An 18523-nucleotide genomic window follows, 5' to 3' on the forward strand; every position below is an offset into this window, starting at 1 on the left:
GCGGCAAGCACTGTAGACCTCGGTAAGATCGTCCCCCTCACCGTCAACCCCCTCATCCCCCTCTACAACGCCGCGCCCTGTCCCGCACCTTCCAGCTCTCCCCGCCGAAGCGATGGCCGACGTCGAGTAGCAGATCGACGCCACCGGCCTGGCCCGCTTTGCCGGCCAGTCCGTGCTTGACGTCGCCCCGAACGGCAGCGCGCCCTTAACGCCCTGGGGGAGCGACGTCTTGTGGGCATCCTCTGCTTCCTCGTCCTCACCGCTGCCGCTATGCGCGCGGTGCTTCCCTCTCCCCACCTGAGCACGTCCGAAGGGGGCCGTACACGGCTGTGCGGGCCCCCGTCACAAGCTCAGGTCACTCCTGTGCCTGGGCGTTCGGGTCGTGCACCGGCACCTTCTTGAAGAGGTCCCGGACCGCGTTCTTGGTCGGCCGGACGTACCGCTCCCGAGGAATGCGCGACCCCTTCTTCAGCGGCCTGCCTCTTCCAGCTCCTCGTCCGTCGCGCCGCTCGTACCGAGGCCGGTGGCGCCGCCGGCGCGAAGGCCGTGCGAGGAGACGGGGCGTCCGTCGCTCTTGAGTCCGGCCGCGGCGAACCAGTGCTTCACCCGGTCGTTCACGGTCTGCGGGCGCAGGTAGATGCCGCGCTTGGTGACCCGCCCCCTGTGGCCCGGGTCTCCGGCGTTGCGACCTTTTCGCTTCGCAGGGTCTCGCGCCACACCGGACCGGTGGTGATGCCCTGTTCCGTCAGCCAGTCGACGTGATCGTCTGTGTTCCCTCGCCCTTGTGGGTTTTGTCCTCGGCGAGCCAGACGAACACGCGGTCGTCGGTGATCGTCAGGTCCTCGAGGTCCAGGCCGACGTCTTCGATGCTGCGTCCGAGGAACCGGTACCCGAAGGCGAGCATCGCCGAGTCGCGCCAGCCGATCGGCCGGTCATCCGCCTCCGCCTTCTTCATCATCGGGACCAGGTACGGCAGCGTGATCGGAACACTTCCTTCCTGCGCAGCGCCCGCTTGTTCTTCTTTCATCAGGTGTCGGCCGTACTCCGTGTACGTCGCCGTCGTGCAGGGCTTCGCCACGCGCCCCTGCTCCGCACACCAAGACTCGAACAACCGCACCGCCGTACGCCGCTGCGGCGACCCCTCCCGCTTCGCCTCCTTACAACGGCTAACACAATGAGGTGGATCAGTCCTGGTTGCCGTGTCCGGCACGGGAGTTGAGCGTTCGGTTCGGTGTGGGGACGTCGCCGTGGATCGTGTCGGATGAACTGTGGGACCGTCTGGAGCCGCTGCTACCGCAGCGTGAGCGCAGGTTCCGGCATCCAGGTCGCAAGCCGTTGCCGGACAGGGACGTGCTGTGCGGGATCTTGTACGTGCTGCACACCGGGATCCAGTGGGAGTACCTGCCCAGGGACCTCGGCTTCGGGTCGGGCATGACGTGCTGGCGCCGGCTGCGGGACTGGAACGCGGCCGGCGTCTGGCAGCGGTTGCACGAGATTCTGCTGGCCGAACTGAACGCGGCCGCACGTCTGGACTGGTCCCGCTGTGTGGTCGACTCCTCGCACGTCAGGGCGCTAAAAGGGGGCAGCACACGGGCCCATCGCCGGTCGACCGGGGACGAGCCGGCTCCAAGCACCACTTGATCACCGACGGACACGGCACCCCGCTCGCGGTCCTGCTGACCGGCGGCAACCGCAACGACGTCACCCAGCTCCTGCCCCTGCTCGACGCGATCCCGCCAGTCCGCGGCCGAGTCGGTCATCCTCGCCGGAAGCCGGACTCGCTGTTCGCCGACCGCGGGTACGACCACGACATCTACCGGGACCAGGTCCGTGCCCGCGGCATCGTGCCCGCGATCGCCCGCCGCGGCACCCTGCACGGCACCGGACTGGGCACCTACCGCTGGGTTGTGGAGAGGAGCATTGCCTGGTTGCACGGCTTCCGTCGCCTGCGAATCCGCTGGGAACGGCGAGCCGACATCCACGAAGCATTCCTCAAACTCGCCTGCTGCCTCATCACCCATCGGCAACTCAGGGCATTGCGCTGACACTGGAACCGCTGGGCACTCCATGGATGTCCGTCGCGCATGCCATGATCCGGCCCCATGAGCGACCGATCGCTTTCGCCTGCCTGGCTGGCCTCGTGGACAGAGAGGGTCAGCGGGACTCTCACGACCATGACGGGCGAGTTCGAGCATCGGCACGGCTTTCCTCCTGGGATCAATCAGGTCCGGCCGGCCGACCACAACGATCAAGCCGCGGCACACACGCTCGCCCAAGTCACCCGTACACCAGCTGACCTGGTCACCTTCTACGAAAGCATCGGTGACGTCACCTGGGAGGACGTCGGCAACGGCTACTTCCTCGATACGGCCGGTGACCTCCTGCTGCGGCTCCAGGAGTACGGCGTTGTCGACTTCGGCACGGACGAAAAGAGCCGTGGCCTGGTCATCGGCTCGAACGGCGGCGGCCTGATCTATGTCGCGGGGCCTGATGGGGCCGTTTACCGGACGCGGACGGCGTCACTGGACGAAGCGGAGCTCGACAAGGTAGCCGATGACCTACGACAGTTTCTGGAGCTGCTGGAGCGCTCCCTGACAAGGTTCAACGCCGACGGCGAGCCGGGATACCTGTAAGCACAGGCCCGACGACCATTTTGTTAGCCGTTGTTAAGGGCCTGGGCGGTCTCCTCGCTGACCTACAGGTCCCCTGGGAACGGATGGAAACCCCGCTCACGATCGCCGCATAAGCGTTCCTTCGCCCCTGTCCTGCTTGGACAGGGACGAAGCCGGTTGCGAGCGGTCACGATTACGATCGCGAGTTCGAGTCGGGCGGCTCTTCGTGGGGGAGCACCCTGCGGACGTCAGCGTCGAACGGCACGGATAGGCGTAGGCATCGACGCCGTCTTTATGCCCTGCATCCGCAACCGACACGCGTTGCTCAGGCGCGGCAGCGAGCGACCCGGACGAGCGCGAGAGCAGGGGCCGAAGGCGACGTTCGGCTCTCGCGGAGTCATCTATGCTCGCGCCCAGTTGGTATGACCAGTTCGCTTCACGGGGCGGAGAGCCGCATGGCCGATGAGATCAAGTATGAGTACAAGGCCGTGCGGGCCGTTCGGGGCGCCGACGGTTTGGTGATCTCGAAGATGCAGAAGGACGGATGGGAGCTCGTGGAACAGCTCCCAGGCAGACTTCGCACCACCCTCAACTTTCGTCGGCCGAAGAGGCCACTGCCTTGGCGTCTGATCGGGGCGGGGGCCGCCGTCCTCGTGGTCTTGGCCGCCATCATCGGCACAGGCGTTGCACTTGGCGACGGCGACGGCGACGAGGAGAAGGGCGCGTCAGCCAGTTCGCCGGCCACCAGTGAGAAGTCTTCCGCTACGCCGCCCGCAGACGCCCCGACCACCGCTGAGGTGATCACGGCGCAGAACAGTCCCGAGTTCGCGACGCTGTTGAAGGCGGATCCGTGTGGCGGAGCGAACGTGAACTTCGCCACCAAGCACGCGGGGCAGACGGTCGCCTTCGACGGGTCAATCAGGCACATGGCGGCCCACGCGGATGACCGGACCCGCTACGACTTCCTTCTGGGCCCGGGCGACAAGGGGCCGCGGACGACGGACGGCCCGAACTTCAAGTACGAGGACGTCAACACCGGCAACCTCCACCTGACCGGCAAGGAGGTCCCGGCCACCGTTGCAGTTGGTGACAAGTTCCGCTTCATCGCCGAGGTGATCGAGTTCGACACGGTCCAGTGCCTATTCCGCCTCGCCCCGGTCTCGACGGAGGACCGGTAGCCGAGATGGCCAGCCTTCCAAACATGCAGGGAGCTGCCCGATGGAACAGCCCCCTGCTCCATCCATTCCAGAGATTTTAACTTTCCCACCAAGCTTGCCAGACGGCAGCGCCATCCTTGCCCCGTGCCCGCAACCAGCCCTGCCCAACGGCTCGCCGACCACGTTCGACACTTCCTTGGCAGCTTGGAGACCTCGGCGCCGTACACCTCGGCCAGATGAGCCGATATCTCTGCGTGGGTAAGTCCCTTCGGGGACAAGGAGAGCATCATCTCGTCCACCCCGGTCAGGCGCCGCTGCCGTTTCTTGACGATCTGCGGCTCACAGCTGCCGGCGCCCTCACCTCGGCCCGACGTCGGTCAGCACGGTCTTCGCCGGGTGCCGTTGCGGCTGTTGCCATTGTTCTTCCCGGCCGGATCGTGCTTCTCATAGCCGAGGTGATCGGTGATCTCGCCCTCCGGGGTGGACTCCAGCACTCGCTCGGTCAGCATCCGCAACAGCCTGCCCTCACCCGGTCAGCTGCAGTTCCTCGATCCGGGTCCGGTCAATCGGCATCGCGACGAGCGGTTCGTCCGCCGCGGTCGACGGCATCGCACCGCTGACCGGCTCCTCCACGGACTCGTGCTCGATCGTCGTATCGCTCACTTGGCGTCTCTCCCTTGATCAGCAGATCCGCATTGATCAGACACTCCAGGGGGCGCTCAGATGGTCATCCTGTGGTGGGATACACGACCATGTCGATGTTCACCGCGGCGTACTGGTTGAGCATGTAGGGGGATGCGCCACTGAAGGGTCGGCGGTCCTTGCCCGTGCGGGCGTCGAGGATGACGCTGGTGGTGTCCGTGCTGGCGTAGACGGCTCCGTGCCAGGCGTTTCCGAGGTTCGGCTTCTTCCGCGAGTTGTCGTCTGCGGAGATGGTCCACAGCACCTTGCGGGTGCGGGCGTCGATGCCTCGCACGGCTTCCTCGCTGTCGCACACGACTACGGACCGCTGGTCGTACACACAGTGGAGGAGGGTGCCGTCCGTGCCACCGGGCACCGTTTTGCCCGTGCGGCTGTCGCGCAGCAATCCGGTCGCGAAGAAGCCGCCACCCACCGGCTCGATTTCTACCGACGACCGGCCCTCCAGCTTCCAGCGCGGCGTTCCGTCCGTGAGTGTCCGGCCGGCGAGGCCGAGGTCTGTCTGGTCGGAGTGCCAGCCGTGCAGCGACTGGAACCGGGCCTCTTCGCCCAGCTGAGTCCCGATGACAACGCCGCTGTCCAGCGCCCCGGCCGCGAAGTGCTCCTTCTGCCACGTCACTTGGCGCCTGTTCAGGTCGACGGCGTAAGTGGTGGCGCTTTCACTGTCCTCGCTGGAGTCGTCCGTGCTGGTGAGAACCCTGACGACGGCGGTTCCGTCCTGTGCGCCCACGACGGCAGGCTCCAGATCGCTGACGGTCGACTTCGCGGGTTCCGGCAACCGCGTAGTCCACGACACCTTGCCGGTGTCCGCATCGACTGCCCGCAGGTACACGTCGGTCCGGTCGACCTCGGTGCCCGAGCCTTTCGTGTAGTCGGCGTAGGCGAAGAGCACATCCGTGCGCCCGTTGTGCTGCGCGAAGACCGGGGGGATCCTCTGGTTGTCGCTCACTCCTCCCGCCGTGCCGGTGTACCAGTCCTTGCGGCCCAGAGGGGACGACCACAGCTTGCGCCCTGAGCTGGTGTCGTAGGCGTTGAGCGCTGCGGCCGTCCGCTCGTAGAGCCGGGGCCCGAGCTGTGCGAATCCCCAGGACTTGACGTGCTCGTCAACCGGCAGCTTCACCGCCTTGCCGAACTTGACCGGCGGATCGAACCCTTTCGCCTCGCCCCGAGGCTTTGCCGCAGAGGATGCGTTGGGGGCACTGTCTTCGGCTCCGGAACCGCCGTCGGAGCATCCCGCCAAACCTACTAGAAGAGACACGCAAGTCATATACATGGCATATCGGCGCATCAGTCGCACAATATTCCCTTCCCAAGGTCAACTTGACTGCAACGTATTGCTGTTGTGATCCGTACAACCAGGAGGTGGAAGAACCTCTTGGAAGGCCGAGCCGCCGCCCGGCCGGGAAGCCCCCGCTCCCTCGGGGCCGGCTCGGAGCAGCTCTCACCCGCGCCGACAGCTCTCACGCTCCCGCGCCGGCCGCACCCATCGGTGCATGCTGCGAGCGTTTCCGACAATGTCGGCGGCTCCCGGCCCACCGCTCTGCGCGCGCATTTCAGTGCGGACGAGGTGGACCGAGGCATGCGGGCCCTCGATCCGCCCTGCGGTGTTGGTTCACTGGCGCAGGCACCGGCCACCTGGGTGCCCTCCTTCGCATTGTCGATATCGTGCGGCTGGTGTAGTGCTCGAGCGGGACCCGCTGTTCTGGTGGTGTTGCTGCACTGTCTGGGCGTGCGGACGCCCCCCCCGAGATCTCCTTCCCGGCTTTCCAGCCGAGTCCGTGGGGCCCCTTCCGCCAGCGGCGGCACGATGCACGGCGCTGCTGTCGTCTCCTGCCGTGCGGACGGCCTACCGGCGCGGGCCCCGGGTCCAAGGAGCCCGTTGTCCCTGCAGCGTCGGCCCCACTTGCGCCGTGGGGCTGCCCGCGACCGGTGCAGGGCCGGGGTGGATGCCGCCGTTGGGCTGCTCCGCGGCGAGCGGTCGTGGGGTGAGGGTGGCGGTGGCTGCGGTCTCCTGCGTCCGGTGCGCGCCGAAGACGATCAGCGTCCACAGCAGGCAGCCGAAGGCGGCGGTGTGGAGCAGGGCGCGGACGATGTTCCAGGCGGCCCAGGCACTCTCGAAGTTTTCGCGTACGGCTGCGGGGTCCTTGATGTGGTCGGGGCTGCCGGCTTTGGCGAGTTGGTCGTTGAGGGGAACGTTGAGGCCGCTGGTCACCACGAAGGCGAGGAGGTAGAGCACCAGCGCGGCGATCAGCCATGGCAGCGCGGCCCGTCCGTGGCCGCGCCAGGCCAGGACGACTGCAAGGCCGAGTAGGGGGATCGCGGCCATGAAGGGGAACATGAAGACCGGGTTGAGGATGGCCTTGTTGATGTTCTGCATCGCCTCGACGAAAGTCCGGTCGGACGAGCGTGCCAGGCCCGGCATGACGGAGTAGGCGAAGGCCGCGAACAGGCCGGCCATCAAGCCGGTCGCGAGGGCACTCAGTATCAGGGTGATCTGCTGGAGGTTCTTCACACGTGTTGCCTTTCGTCCCAGATGAGAGTGGCGGGGGTGCGGCAGGCGGGGCGTAGTCAGCGCAAGTCGCGCGGGGCGCGGTCCAGGGCGGTGCGCCGGACGCCGCCTGCTGGGTGGGCGCGTTGCGATCGTGGGGGATGCGGTGAACGGGTGTGCGGACGAGGCCGTGACGTCCGCGGGCGCCAAGCAGTCAACGACCGCCCCAAGCACCGCGGAAAAGTGTCACCGGGCAGGGATCGGCTGAGTGAGGTTCACCGCGTTGCCGTCAGGGTCCTGGATGTGGGCGACGCGCTGTCCCCACGGCATGTCATTGGGGCCGCTGCGGACCGTTCCGCCGAGTGCTTCCACCCGGGTGAGCGTCTCGTCGACGTCGTCGACACCGATGCTGAGCAGGATTCGCGGTGCCGCCCCGGTCCCCGGGTTCTCCTTGGCCACCAATCCGAGGTCGGTGTCGCCGATGCGTAGGCCGAGGTAGAAGGCCGGTCCTTCCGCAGGCACCCGGAAGATCTCCTCAGCGCCCAACAATTGTGTATAGAAGCCGAGCAGAACATCGCGATGGGCAGTCAGGATCACTGGCTGAATGGTGGACATGGCACTCCTGTCGGGCACGGTCGTGTCGCCGGATAGACCGTTCGAGGACGGAAAACTCATCGGCGTCTCAGCCCTGCCGAGCCCGAGCGGAGGGCAAGCGCCTCAAAGTGCCTGAACCTGGCTGCACGGGTTGCACATGCGGTGAGCTTCACCGACTGACGCGCGGCGGTTCACAGTGGGCGCACCGACGCGGCTCCACCGCGTGAGGGTCCGTACCGGAGGGAGGCGCTGCCGCACTGGGGGTGGTAGCCGTGCCACGCCAGATTGCCCGTGCCGAACCGACGTACGGTCGCGGAGGCTCATTCGGCGCTCGGAGCGCCCGCCGGCCCTCGTTTGAGACCCGAAAAGCGGCTATGAACTGCTATTTTCGGTCTGCGCCCAGGTTGACATCTTTCCGTGCGGAGAACGTTGCGCAACTTGATCTGCCCCCGTGCAGCGGTGCCACTGAGAGGGTGGCCGCGTTGGTGGCGGGACGGGACCGCAAGGATGTGGCTGCGGTGTTCGGCGTGTCGCTGAAGGCGGTCGACAACTGGTGGGCGAAGCGGCCGGTCGGCGGTCGGGGGGGGACTGGTGATGTGGTGCGGGGCTGGCCGGCCGGGGTGCATCAGGTGCTCGGGGAGGCCGAGCAGGCCGCGGTGCGGCAGGCGGCCCTCGATCACCGGCCCTGTTACGCGGGGCTGAGCGTGCAGCTGTGGCGTGCGCGGGACTCTGCCCATTTCACCCGCCCACCCCCCGGCCTGTGCGCTCTCCGACTATCTGATCTTGATGATCACCTTTCCGAACGGGCCGGCCGTTGCGTAGTACCCGTACGCCGCCGCGGCTTGTTCGAACGAGAACGTCCGGTCGAGGACTGGTCGGAGCCGATGCGCGGTGATGACGTTGTTCATCGCGATGAACTGCGCGCGGCTGCCGACGGCCAGTGCGCGGACCGTAGCTGCGGCGCCGAACAGCAGACGAGGGTCGATCGGTGGCCAGTGGCCGGAGAGGGACCCGACGAGGGCGATGTGTCCGTCGACGGCGACCGCTTTCAGCGACTGCTCCAGCGTTCCGGCGGTGTCGACGACGCGGTCGACACCTCGCCCGGCGGTGAGTTCACGGGTGGCGGTGTGCCAGTTCGGGATGTCGCGGTAGTTGATCACCTCGTCGGCGCCCAGATCGCGCAGGCGCTGTTCCTTGTCCGTGCGGCTTGTCGTGACGATCACTCTGGCGCCCAGGAGATTGCCGAACTGCACCGTGAACAGCGATACGCCGCCGGAGCCGGTGGCCAGAACGGTTTGTCCGCGCTGGACACCGAGGCCGTCGCCGGTCAGGGCGTTCCAGGCCGTGACAGCGGCGCAGGGAAGAGTTGCCGCTTCGGCGTAGGAGAGGTGGTCGGGGACGGGCACCAGGGCAGCCTCGGGGAGGATGGCCAGTTCGGTCAGCATTCCGTCGAGCGAACCACCCAGTTGTGGCAGGTACGACGGTTCCAGCGGGCCGTCCAACCACCGCGGGAACAGTGCGGCGGTGACGCGGTCGCCTGGCCGCACCCGCCGGACGTCCGGCCCGACGGCGACGACCTCACCGGCACCGTCCGAGACCGGTATGACGTCCGGTTCGACAGGCAGCACGTACTGCCCCCGCAGCACCAGAAGTTCGCGGAAGCTGAGCGAGGTGGCATGGACCGCGACCGCGACCTCCCCCGCCCCGGGGGTACGGGGTGTGTGCGTACGCAGTGACAGGCCACCGATACCGCCGCCGGTGGTGAGGTGGTAGTTGCGCACCAGCGACGGGCGCGCGGCCGTCGACGCGCTCATCCCTCGATGAACTGGTAATCGCTGACGATGCGGCCGTCCGGGCCGAGCACGAGGATCTCCAGCCCGACGCCGGCGACCTCACCACCGTCCCGGGGGGCCATCTCCCAGTTGAACTTGACGACGTCGTGGAGCCGGTCGGTGTTGTTGCGCGACCGGAAGACGAAGGTGCCCGGCGCGACGAACTCCTCGTGGGCGCGCGTCACGCGGAACTCCAGCGCACGGTGGCCGCGCGCCTCCAGAAGGAGACGGTCGAAGCCCAGTCCTTCAGCGGTCTGCAGGATCTCGTTGGGAGGCTGCAGCACGTGGACGGCGTCGGCGGACCACAGTTCGCGGATCGCGGCGCGGCGGCGCTCCCCGTCGGGTTCGTTCCACACCGCGACGTAGCGGTCGGTGAGGTCGTGGATGTCAATGTCAGCCATGGTGGATCCCCTCGGCTTCGCGTGGTCGTGGTGCGGCGACGACTCTGCTGCGCCGGGCGGCGCACGGCAATTCCCCGCAGGGAATCGCGGATCAGCAGCCGAACGGGTTAGACAAGAGGGGTGATCAGCGAATCGAGCAGGGGCGGTCTCGCCGGAGCGTTGCGCGAGTGGCGCACCCGGCGGCGCGTCAGCCAGCTGGAACTGGCCATGCGCGCCGGAACCACACAGCGGCACCTCAGCTTCATCGAGAGCGGACGGTCAGCACCCGGACGATCAATGATCATCCGGCTGGGCGAAGCCCTGGAGGTGCCGATCCGCGAGCGCAATGAACTGCTCATGGCGGCCGGATTCGCACCGGTCTACCCGCAGACCCGCCTGGACGACCCCCAACTCGCACCGATTCGCATCGCCCTCGAACGGATCCTGCACGGCCACCTGCCGTACCCGGCGGTGGTCGTCGACCGACACGGTGACCTCGTCTCGGCCAACACCGCTTTCCACGCCCTCACCGCCGGTGTGGCTCCGCGTCTGCTCGTACCACCGGTGAACGTTCCCCGGGTGCTGCTGCACCCGCAGGGCCTCGCACCGCGCATCGTCAACCTCGACGAGTGGGCGTGGCACATCATCGACAGCATCCAGGCCGAGAGCGTGCGCAACCCGGACGACCAACTCCAACGCCTGGCCCACGAACTCATCGGCCTGGCACCCCCACGTCCGTGCGCGTCACCGCACCACCTCGGCTTCGCCGTACCGCTGCGCCTGCGAACACACGATCCAGCCGACGACAGGGAGCTGACGCTCATCACCACGCTCACCCATTTCGGCACCGCCATCGACGTCACCATCGCCGAACTAAGGCTTGAGGCGTTCCTACCGGCTGACCAAGCGACGAGTGCCATGCTGGCCGAACTCCTCGAGCGGTAATCGATCCCCCGCCACTGCCCCACGCGGCAACGCCCACGAAAGATCCGTGCAGGTCTGCTCGCCTTTCCCGCAGCCCATCAACTCCCCGAGCCCTGTTCCCGCCCCGTTGAGTCCTCTTTTGGTAGTGGCCGTGTCCGAGCTGTTCGAGGTGTCCCTGGCGGACCGGTCGTCCGGAGCGCGAGTGAGTGACGTCTATCGAGGGCGCCTCGGTGGGCGGGTGGAAGTGGTCGCAGAGACCACGGGCGCAAAACACCTCCCCGGGGCGGCCGTTGAACGTGGCCACGGTGCACTGGTAGACGGTCGCGGTGGCGGCCTCTGCGGGGGCCATGCCGGAGAAGACGGCCCACGACCACGTACGGCACAGCACGGCACTGCACGACCAGCCTGTTCGCAACCCTGGACATCGCCTCCGGCGCTGACGTGGCGGGTTTCGGCGGCGAGTTCGGCCTGGGTGCGGGCTCGGTGCTACTTGGGCAGGCTGTGCTTGAGGTTGGCGATGACCGGCTCGTCAGGGTTCAGGTCGGGCGAGTACGGCGGAAGGAAGTGCAGCTCGACGGGAGACTCCCCAGACACTTCTGAGCTCGGCCGCCGGGAGCCCGGTCACCGGTAGACCAGGCCCCTTTAGTAAGAAGATCAAGCACCACAATGAAGTAAGAGTTCCGATGCCTTCGCTTCGCTCAGGCATCGGCGCGCATCGCCTCTGGCACCCCGAGACGACCTCTCCGCCCGGGTGATGCGCAGCAGGGACTTACTTGTAGCGGGGCACGATGTAATTGACCATGTCGCCAATGGTCTTGAAGCCCTCGACGGTGGCGTCGTCCATGCTCACGGCGAAGCGCTCGTCCACCATGGACACCCACAGTGCACCCCGAGTGTCGTATTCCAGAGCATTGTCGTCGAGGGACGTGTCCAGAGTGATGTCCTCGGCACGGATGTCGGACCCGCTGAGGGTATCGGCGAAGTACTCAAGGACCTCGTCTTTGAGGGTCATCGGCAGCGCTCCTTCGGTTCAGGTCTGGTCATGGGGCAGAGCTGGAGGAACCTTCCCATACCAGAGCATTAGGGGTGCGTGAACGCGCCGCGGCGAAGGGGAGGGGTGTCACAAATCCCGGCCGTTGGCGTTCCCCCAGATATGGCGATGCGATCCATGCCCATGCGCACGACGCTCCCGCGGAACCTGACGCGGCACTTCTACGAGACCCGCCGGGCGTTCCTCCAAAGCGCCGGGCAGGAGTCCACCCCGTGGTTCCAGCTCTCGCCGCTGGAGCGCTCGGTCGTCGAGTCGGAGATGGAGATCTTCCGGCAGGCGATACGGCGGGCCGAGGAGGAGCAGGACATGCTCGTCAGCCTCGACGCGACCACCACGGCGGCCGCCGTCAAGGAGCCGCCCGCCGATTAGACGCCGGAGACCACGGCCGACGCACAGACCCCGGAGAAGTGCGACTGCCCCGGCTGCGCCGCAGTCGCGCGCTCCTCAAGCTCCTCAGCACGATCGAACCTGTCGAGCGCCCCCTGGGCGTGGACTTCGGCGACAACGACGGCCAGGGCGTCACCGCGCTCATCTTCACCGCCGTCCCCCTCGACACCCGGCGCTGGGGTGTACCGCTGACCGAGGAGGAAAAGACGCGCCTGCAGAACGCCAGGCGCAACGGTGGGACGCTGCGCCTGGGTGACCGCAGGCATCGACCTCGACATACTCGACGGCACGGCCCCGGGCGGCCCCCTCACCTTCGACAGCGCCCCGCTCAGCGTCGACGCCCTGTTCCGCGAGCCCTTCCCGTTCGCGGGCATCCGCCGGGACTTCTGGACGAAGAGACCCTGCCCGCTGCCGACAAGGCGTAACAGAATCCGGCGCGCGACGTACTACAGAGTGCGGCTGGCCCTCTGACCCCGCCCCCGGGCGAAACACTCCGGCCGCACCCCCCCCCGCAGGGGGCGGCCCCGCGCCACCTCCCCGGAGCGGGGCCGCCGCCCGGCACAGACGGCACGGGTTCCTACCTGGTGAAAGGGCGGAGGTGAGAGCAGTTCGGTTCTGGTCCGTGCCGGACCACGCGGCTTGGCCGGCGGCCTGGGCATGGGCCCCGGCCAGGCCGCGACACTAGCCTCCCGCGGGTTGCACCCTCCCCGCTATGCCCCCCACGCAGCTCTCGCTCCCCCCGCAAGCCCCCGCGTGGTCCCTCCGGCCCGGGAGCTGCGGAACGGGCGCCAGCCCGGCGTCATCTCCCGCGACGCCTCCAACGTCGCTGACCTCCTGCTCCGCGCTCCCGTCGCCACGCCTTCAAGCACGACATCAGCACCCGCGAGCGGCCGCACGTCATGCGGGAGGTCGAGCGGGCCACCGGCTCCATGTACGGCCTGTGGCACGACACCCCCTCCGGCTTCATCGAGGACGTCCTCGGAGAATCGACGCCTGCCCGTGTTCCTGGCCCACGCCCAGGAGTTCGGCCTCGCCCGCACCGTGCACGTCGCCCAGATGTGCCTGCTCGTCATCGTCGACCCCGACGCCCGACCGCGCACTCGCACCGCGACGGGCACCGTCGACCTCGATAAGCTCGTCCCCCCCCGACCGCCGACGCGCTCACAGTCCTCGACACCGCCGCCGTCCTCTCCCGGGCCTTCCAGCTCTTCCCCCCCCCGTCGAGGCGATGGCCGACGTCGAGCAGCAGATCGTCGCCACCGGCCGGGCTCGCTCCGCTGTCCAGGCCGTCCTCGACGCCGCCCCGAACGGTCTCCCCGGACGACAGCGCGCCCTTGACGCCCTGTGGGGAGCTGCGCGACGACCCGCGGGCGGTGTGCTCCGTCCTCGCACTCACCGCGGCCGCCATGCGCGCCGTGCTCCCCGTCGCCGCCTGAGCACGCCGAGGGGGCCCGTACGCGCCGTAGGGACCCCCTCGCGCTGACCGGGTCACTCCTGTGTCTGGGCGTCCGGGTTGTGCGTCGGTACCTTCTTGAAGGGGTCCGCCTTCGCGTTCTTGACCGGTCGGACGTACCGCTCTCGGGGGATGCGAGAGCCCTTCTTCCAACGGCCGGCCAGCTCGAGTTCTTCGTTCGTCGCCTCGTTCATGCCGAGGTCGGTGGCGCCGCCAGCGCGAAGACCGTGGGACGACACGGGACGGCCATCCGTCTTGAGATCCGCCGCGGCGAACCACAGCTTCACCCGGTCGTTCACCGTCTGTGGCCGCAGGTAGTCACCGCGCTTGGTGGCCCTCTTCGCTCGGGTCTCCGATGACGGGATGCTCCCGTTGCGCTTCACCTCCCGGAACACGGGCCCGCTGGTGATGCCCTGCTCAGCGAGGTAGTCGAGCCACCGGCGCATCCGGAAGACAAGCTGCAGGTCCTCCCGGTCGTGCAGGTAGAGCGTCTGCTCCTCGCCCTTGTGCGTCATGTCCTCGGCGAGCCACACCAAGACCATGTCGTCCAGGACCGTCACGTCTTCAATGTCCAGGTCGACGTCTTCGACGCTACGGCCGAGGAACCGGTACCCGAAGGCGAGCATGGCCGAGTCGCGCCAGCCGATCGGCCGGTTGTCGGCCTCCGCTTTCTTCATCATCGGCACCAGGTAAGGCAGCGTGATCGGGAACGCCTCCTTCCTGCGGAGCGCCCGCTTGTTCTTCCTGCGGTAGCGGCCAAGGAGCAGCAGGTACAGGCTCGGGTCGGGCTTCTTGCCGGGCGGCATGGAGGACCGGATCAGGGACATGTAGTTCTTGATCGTGGAGACCTTGAGCCCGCGCTCCATCAGATGGTGCGCGTACTCGGTGTACGTCTTCGTGGTGCACGGTTTCGCCACCTGCCCTTGCTCCGCGCACCACGCCTCGAACAGGCCCATGGCTGTACGGCGCTGCGGCGATTCGACCTCCTCGGCCTCCTTGAGCGCCTTGGCAGTCGCCTCGTTGAGGTACAGGTCCCGCTCCGTGTACCCCGGGCCCGGATTGTCGCTGGTCGGGATCCTCTCGCCGGGCCTCAGTACCGTGTGCCTGTCGATGAGCAGGCGGGGAGCCAGCGCCGCGCGCACCAGCTCCCCGTCCTCGACGAGTTCGGCGTCGACGATCTCCTCGTCCTGGTCGTGCAGCGTCATGCCGGTGCTGTGTCTTGCTTCGGGGCCTGGCGATAGCTGTCGTAGCCGTTCCAGCGAGCGTCAGTCATTGATCACTCCCATTCAGAAGCGTTCGTAGCGGCCGGTCAAACACGGATCACAGGTTGACGGTTCTTTGTCCGGAGGGACGAGCGTCTCGCCGCACACTTCACAGACCTCCCAGTCGGTGAAGTCGCTGGCACACTGAAAGCAGATATCCAGCCTGGTCTTCTTGTCCTGCGCGACGCTGGTGCCAGCAGCCACGGTGTGCCGATCACAACTCGGACAGAGAAGGATTGAGATCTCATCAGTGACAGCGTGAGTTTCTGAGTACCAGACGGCTGCCTCTTCGGGGTCGAAGCGAGTCAGGCAGAAGTGGCACAAAGGCTCATCGCCGAGAACTAGCGCCCACTGCTGGCAGTCTGGGCATTGCACGGTGTGGCTGGCGAGGGGCTTCAATTCCCCCTCGAGACGCTGAACACGATGCGTGACCAGAGCCTTGATGTGCCCCAGGCGTGTACGGAGCTGATCCATGGTCATCTCGACGAACTGGCCCTCGTTGGATAGGGCCGGTCGCAGTTCCTCATGAATGAAGTTCAGCAGGAAATCGAGTACGTGCGCCGCCTGAGACTCCACGGCGTAGACGCTGCCGGCGTGGCCGAGGTGAGTCAGAGCGTTGCGGGTGTCTGCCAGGTTACTGATTGCCTGCCGCTGCTCCTTGCTGATCTGCAGGGAGACGATGTTGTTGAGGCGGTCGACGGCACCGAGAACCGTGCAGCTGTGGAAGCTTCCTTTCTCGTAGTCGGTCCGTTTGGCCTTGCCCGGGTCACTGAAGACAAGGCTCCAGTGCTCTCGGATCAGTCGGGCCTTCAGGAGAACCTCCACGGCGGCTTGAAGGTGCAGCACCGCGTACTTCAGGTCCCTCGCACCGGGTTCTCCGCCGCGCTGACTGAGGTGGTCGAAGGCGCTGAGAAGGAAGTCCATGCCGTTGCGCACTGGCGTGAAATCCATGTCCCGCCGGCGGCGGACTACGCGCTGCCTTCGCTCAGTCTCCGGACCCTCTCCACGAACGCGGGGACTCGTGGTGAAGTCCTCCCCGCTCACGAAGCCTCCTTCGGGGCATGACGCGCGACGGCGTTCCTCCGAGCGGTCGGCTGCCAAGCCGTCGAGATGCCGTTCAGCAGAGTGTTCAACTGGTGGATCGACGGGTTCGTGTTGTCGTTCACCCCTTGAGTGGCGAGTTCATGGACCAGGCGAAGGACGTAGCCGAGATTGGGCTGGTCCTTGTTGTAGAGGAGTACCTGGCACGTGCTGTCCGTGGGGAGCTTGGTCGGAAGGTGACCGATGCCGTTCTCGGCGAGTTGCTGCTCGATGCGCTCGACGATGCGGGCTCCGGCCTTCTGATGCCCGGCAAAGAGGACCAGCCTCTCGACATCCCACAGGTCGTAACCACCGTTGAAGTCGATGAGCGCCGGCAGCTTGGCCCACGCCTGTTCGGTCATACGTACCCCACCCCTGCGTTGTCGTTCTGACGTCCCGCAAAGATTACCGACAACAATCACAGTTGTTGTCGGTTACTCGTTAGTAGTGGCGATCTCCCTCGCTGACAATGCCGACTGAGCCTTGTGGCTTGTCCTGCTTGTCACGCGCGACCGGCGGTGGCGGGCTACTCCGGAGCGATGAGGTCACTCATGGAACCGCAAAGGGATCCTGACTTGCCGCGCGGTGTGGGTGTTACGGGCGATATCGTGACGCTCGTTCCGATGGGGGATCTCTGGTGGCTTGCCGGCCAGGGCAGGCCCTGCGAGCCGGCGGGACATCAAGCCAGGCATAGCAGCTGCAGCCGGGGCTGTGGGCGGCGGACTGCGGGTTCTGCGGCGGGCCGTGGCGAGCAGGTCATTTCGTCGGTACTTCGGCCGCCCAGCACCCTTTGCTCCGGGCCCGCCGATAAGGTGGGCGGCCTGGGAGCGAGGAGGAAGACGATGGCGCTGACTACGTCGCTGGCCGGCCGGGTCCGGAACACGAGTCTGCCGAAAAGCCATGCCCTTCTGCCGCTCCTGGAGGCCGTGGTCAACGCCATCCAGGCGATCGACGCCCGGTTCGGCGACGACATGGAGCCCGGTCGTTTGAGCATCAGGATCCGGCGCAGTCAGCAGGAAGCACTCGACTTCAGCCACGTCGGCCCAGGGCGCGCGGCGTTGAAGCCCATCGTCGGCTTCAGTGTCGAGGACAACGGAGTGGGCTTCACTCCGGAGAACATGACATCGTTCGAGACGCTGGACAGCGACCACAAGGCCGACATGGGCTGCCGCGGTGTGGGGCGTCTGCTCTGGCTTTAGAAGTCATCTCATTTGGCGTGACAACCACTTGGAAAAACCAAGCATCATGGATACGCTGCCGCTTCATGATCACCAGCGGTGGAATCAACGGGTACGAGCTCTCTACAGACCCGGATCGCCTCGACGTGGAACTAGTGCACCGTTGGCTCTCAACGGACGCGTTCTGGGCCCGGGGGCGCACCCGGGAGACTGTCGAAGAGTCGGTGCGCGGCTCGCTGAACTTCGCCGTCTACGACGCCGGCGGCGACCAGGCTGCCTACGCTCGCGTGGTCACCGACCGTGCCACCTTCGCTTGGCTTTGCGACGTTTACGTTGCCCCCGCCCACCGCGGCAAGGGGCTCGGGACGTGGCTTGCCGCAGCGGTTCGCGACCACCTTGCTCCCTATCGGCTCAAGCGCGTGCTGCTGTCGACCCTCGACGCGCACGCGGTCTACGCGAAGGCCGGATTCACCCCGGTACCGAACCCCGGGAACTTCATGATTCTGAGCGCCGAGGGGTGAGGGGAGCAGATAGCCTGCGATAGCAGATGAGGGTGCAGGCGAGGCTGGTGAAGGCGAGAAAGTGCTCGGCCTTGCGTTCGTAGCGGCGGTGGAGCCTGCGGCAGCCGGCGAGCCAGGCCATGGTCCGTTCGATGGTCCAGCGGTGACGGCCCAGCCGCTGTGAATTCTCGACGCCTCTGCGGGCGATGCGGTGCCGGATGCCTCGCCGTGACAACCATTGCCGCAGGTGGCGGTAGTCGTAGCCCTTGTCGGCGTGGAGCTTGCTGGGTTTGCGTCGGCGGGGGCCTCGGCGGGACCGGATCGGGGGTATGCCCTTCACAAGCGGGATGAGGGCCTGGCTGTCGTGGACGTTGGCGCCGGAGATCCCGACGGATAGGGGCAGACCGGTCCGCTCGGTGATCAGATGGATCTTCGAGCCGTACTTGCCCCGGTCGACAGGATTCGGACCTGTCAGTTCCCCCTTTTCAGGGCCCGCATGTTCACCGAGTCGATCGCGCAACGCGACCAGTCCAGGTCACCTCGGGAGCCGAGTTCGTCGAGGACCAGGCGGTGGAGCTTGGCCCACACCCTGGCCTTCGTCCACTCTGTGAACCGGCGGTGGGCCGTCGCACCGGATGGTCCGAACGACGCCGCAGGCAGCTGCTGCCACGTGCAGCCGGTCGTCGCCACGAACACGATCGCAGCCAGCACCTCCCGGTCACCGTGACGTCGCCGGCCTCCGCCCTGAGGCCGCGACGGCGCCGTCGGCACCACCCGCTGAAACAGCTCCCACAACTCGTCCGGCACCAGCCGCTCAACAATCCCCGCCACGGCCAACAGCCTACCTACCAAATGAGATGGCCTCTTAGTCAGGGCGAGGATGTCCATGCCGGCGGTCAGTAGATCCGTGCCGTGTGTTGCGGGCC

General features: G+C 67.0%; 22 protein-coding genes and 2 pseudogenes. 8 read left to right on the forward strand and 16 right to left on the reverse strand.

All coding sequences use genetic code 11. From position 1 onward, the window contains the following. Positions 1-468 precede the first annotated feature (468 nt). A complete protein-coding gene (locus tag C4J65_RS26350; protein ID WP_115744624.1) occupies positions 469-717 on the reverse strand; it encodes a hypothetical protein in 249 nt (82 codons plus the stop codon). A 28-nt stretch (positions 718-745) separates the two neighbouring features. Continuing rightward, the gene (locus C4J65_RS36165) at positions 746-1078 is read right to left on the reverse strand and encodes a hypothetical protein (protein WP_162833356.1); all 333 of its coding nucleotides are present in this window, start codon (positions 1076-1078) and stop codon (positions 746-748) included. 176 nt (positions 1079-1254) lie between these two features. On the opposite strand from C4J65_RS36165, the pseudogene C4J65_RS26360 reads away from it, so the two are divergent. The 3 genes and pseudogenes from C4J65_RS26360 to C4J65_RS26370 all read left to right on the forward strand — a co-directional run bounded on the left by C4J65_RS26360 (position 1255) and on the right by C4J65_RS26370 (position 3790). Next, positions 1255-2045, forward strand: a pseudogene (locus tag C4J65_RS26360) (IS5 family transposase). 129 nt (positions 2046-2174) lie between these two features. Then, a complete protein-coding gene (locus C4J65_RS26365) occupies positions 2175-2633 on the forward strand; it encodes an SMI1/KNR4 family protein (RefSeq protein ID WP_102929325.1) in 459 nt (152 codons plus the stop codon). 434 nt (positions 2634-3067) lie between these two features. Then, on the forward strand, positions 3068-3790 hold the full coding sequence (locus C4J65_RS26370; protein WP_115746634.1) for a DUF4839 domain-containing protein: 723 nt from the start codon (positions 3068-3070) through the stop codon (positions 3788-3790). A 182-nt stretch (positions 3791-3972) separates the two neighbouring features. Here the strand turns inward: C4J65_RS26370 and C4J65_RS26375 are convergent. The 7 genes and pseudogenes from C4J65_RS26375 to C4J65_RS26405 form a co-directional block, all read right to left on the reverse strand. Next, a pseudogene (locus C4J65_RS26375) lies at positions 3973-4287 on the reverse strand (transposase); the annotation flags it as partial. 7 nt (positions 4288-4294) lie between these two features. After that, positions 4295-4432 (reverse strand): hypothetical protein, encoded by a 138-nt coding sequence (locus C4J65_RS36805; protein ID WP_240330509.1) that lies wholly within the window; start codon positions 4430-4432, stop codon positions 4295-4297. A gap of 64 nt (positions 4433-4496) precedes the next feature. Further along, positions 4497-5708, reverse strand: coding sequence for a hypothetical protein (locus C4J65_RS26380; protein ID WP_162833357.1), 1212 nt, complete (start codon positions 5706-5708; stop codon positions 4497-4499). A 606-nt stretch (positions 5709-6314) separates the two neighbouring features. Further along, positions 6315-6980 (reverse strand): anthrone oxygenase family protein, encoded by a 666-nt coding sequence (locus C4J65_RS26385; protein WP_162833358.1) that lies wholly within the window; start codon positions 6978-6980, stop codon positions 6315-6317. A gap of 222 nt (positions 6981-7202) precedes the next feature. Further along, a complete protein-coding gene (locus C4J65_RS26390) occupies positions 7203-7571 on the reverse strand; it encodes a VOC family protein (RefSeq protein WP_115744627.1) in 369 nt (122 codons plus the stop codon). 752 nt (positions 7572-8323) lie between these two features. Further along, entirely contained in the window at positions 8324-9364 is a 1041-nt protein-coding gene (locus C4J65_RS26400) for an NAD(P)-dependent alcohol dehydrogenase (RefSeq protein WP_115744628.1), read from the reverse strand. Further along, complete coding sequence (locus C4J65_RS26405; RefSeq protein ID WP_115744629.1) at positions 9361-9783, reverse strand: hypothetical protein; 423 nt, start codon at positions 9781-9783, stop codon at positions 9361-9363. The genes C4J65_RS26400 and C4J65_RS26405 overlap by 4 nt, the downstream gene beginning before the upstream one ends. A 120-nt stretch (positions 9784-9903) precedes the next feature. Between C4J65_RS26405 and C4J65_RS26410 the strand changes: the two genes are divergently transcribed. Further along, positions 9904-10707, forward strand: coding sequence for a helix-turn-helix transcriptional regulator (locus C4J65_RS26410; protein WP_115744630.1), 804 nt, complete (start codon positions 9904-9906; stop codon positions 10705-10707). Between the two features lie 465 nt (positions 10708-11172). Here C4J65_RS26410 and C4J65_RS37215 read toward each other — a convergent pair whose 3' ends face one another. After that, positions 11173-11280, reverse strand: coding sequence for a transposase (locus tag C4J65_RS37215; RefSeq protein ID WP_115744632.1), 108 nt, complete (start codon positions 11278-11280; stop codon positions 11173-11175). Positions 11281-11455: 175 nt separating this feature from the next. Continuing rightward, on the reverse strand, positions 11456-11698 hold the full coding sequence (locus C4J65_RS26425; RefSeq protein ID WP_115744633.1) for an acyl carrier protein: 243 nt from the start codon (positions 11696-11698) through the stop codon (positions 11456-11458). A 162-nt stretch (positions 11699-11860) separates the two neighbouring features. Here C4J65_RS26425 and C4J65_RS26430 point away from each other — a divergent pair, with 162 nt between their 5' ends. Beyond that, complete coding sequence (locus C4J65_RS26430) at positions 11861-12106, forward strand: hypothetical protein (RefSeq protein ID WP_162833359.1); 246 nt, start codon at positions 11861-11863, stop codon at positions 12104-12106. On the opposite strand, the gene C4J65_RS26435 is transcribed toward C4J65_RS26430, so the two are convergent. Further along, on the reverse strand, positions 12103-12390 hold the full coding sequence (locus tag C4J65_RS26435) for a hypothetical protein (RefSeq protein ID WP_162833360.1): 288 nt from the start codon (positions 12388-12390) through the stop codon (positions 12103-12105). The genes C4J65_RS26430 and C4J65_RS26435 overlap by 4 nt on opposite strands. Here C4J65_RS26435 and C4J65_RS36170 point away from each other — a divergent pair. After that, positions 12377-12595, forward strand: a complete 219-nt coding sequence (locus C4J65_RS36170) for a hypothetical protein (protein WP_162833361.1) — start codon at positions 12377-12379, stop codon at positions 12593-12595. The genes C4J65_RS26435 and C4J65_RS36170 overlap by 14 nt on opposite strands. A 1017-nt stretch (positions 12596-13612) precedes the next feature. On the opposite strand, the gene C4J65_RS26440 is transcribed toward C4J65_RS36170, so the two are convergent. The 3 genes from C4J65_RS26440 to C4J65_RS26450 all read right to left on the reverse strand — a co-directional run bounded on the left by C4J65_RS26440 (position 13613) and on the right by C4J65_RS26450 (position 16281). Beyond that, positions 13613-14782 carry a tyrosine-type recombinase/integrase gene (locus tag C4J65_RS26440; protein ID WP_115744636.1) on the reverse strand — a complete coding sequence of 390 codons (1170 nt, stop codon included), beginning with the start codon at positions 14780-14782 and terminating at the stop codon, positions 13613-13615. An 81-nt stretch (positions 14783-14863) separates the two neighbouring features. After that, entirely contained in the window at positions 14864-15883 is a 1020-nt protein-coding gene (locus C4J65_RS26445; protein WP_115744637.1) for a hypothetical protein, read from the reverse strand. After that, complete coding sequence (locus tag C4J65_RS26450; protein ID WP_115744638.1) at positions 15880-16281, reverse strand: hypothetical protein; 402 nt, start codon at positions 16279-16281, stop codon at positions 15880-15882. Before C4J65_RS26450 ends, C4J65_RS26445 begins: the two co-directional genes overlap by 4 nt. A gap of 480 nt (positions 16282-16761) precedes the next feature. On the opposite strand from C4J65_RS26450, the gene C4J65_RS26455 reads away from it, so the two are divergent. Together C4J65_RS26455 and C4J65_RS26460 are read left to right on the forward strand one after the other, a co-directional pair. After that, positions 16762-17118: a hypothetical protein gene (locus tag C4J65_RS26455; protein WP_240330510.1), complete on the forward strand. Its 357-nt coding sequence runs from the start codon at positions 16762-16764 to the stop codon at positions 17116-17118. A gap of 65 nt (positions 17119-17183) precedes the next feature. Then, a complete protein-coding gene (locus C4J65_RS26460) occupies positions 17184-17618 on the forward strand; it encodes a GNAT family N-acetyltransferase (protein WP_115744030.1) in 435 nt (144 codons plus the stop codon). Here C4J65_RS26460 and C4J65_RS26465 read toward each other — a convergent pair. Then, positions 17593-18419 (reverse strand): IS5 family transposase gene (locus C4J65_RS26465; RefSeq protein WP_162833616.1). Its coding sequence is split into 2 segments (ribosomal slippage): positions 17593-18071 and positions 18071-18419, totalling 828 coding nucleotides; the frame shifts between segments, so codons are not numbered across the junction. The two genes, C4J65_RS26460 and C4J65_RS26465, sit on opposite strands and share 26 nt — an antisense overlap. Positions 18420-18523: the final 104 nt, after the last annotated feature.

This window comes from Streptomyces sp. CB09001, assembly GCF_003369795.1.
Classification (GTDB): domain Bacteria; phylum Actinomycetota; class Actinomycetes; order Streptomycetales; family Streptomycetaceae; genus Streptomyces.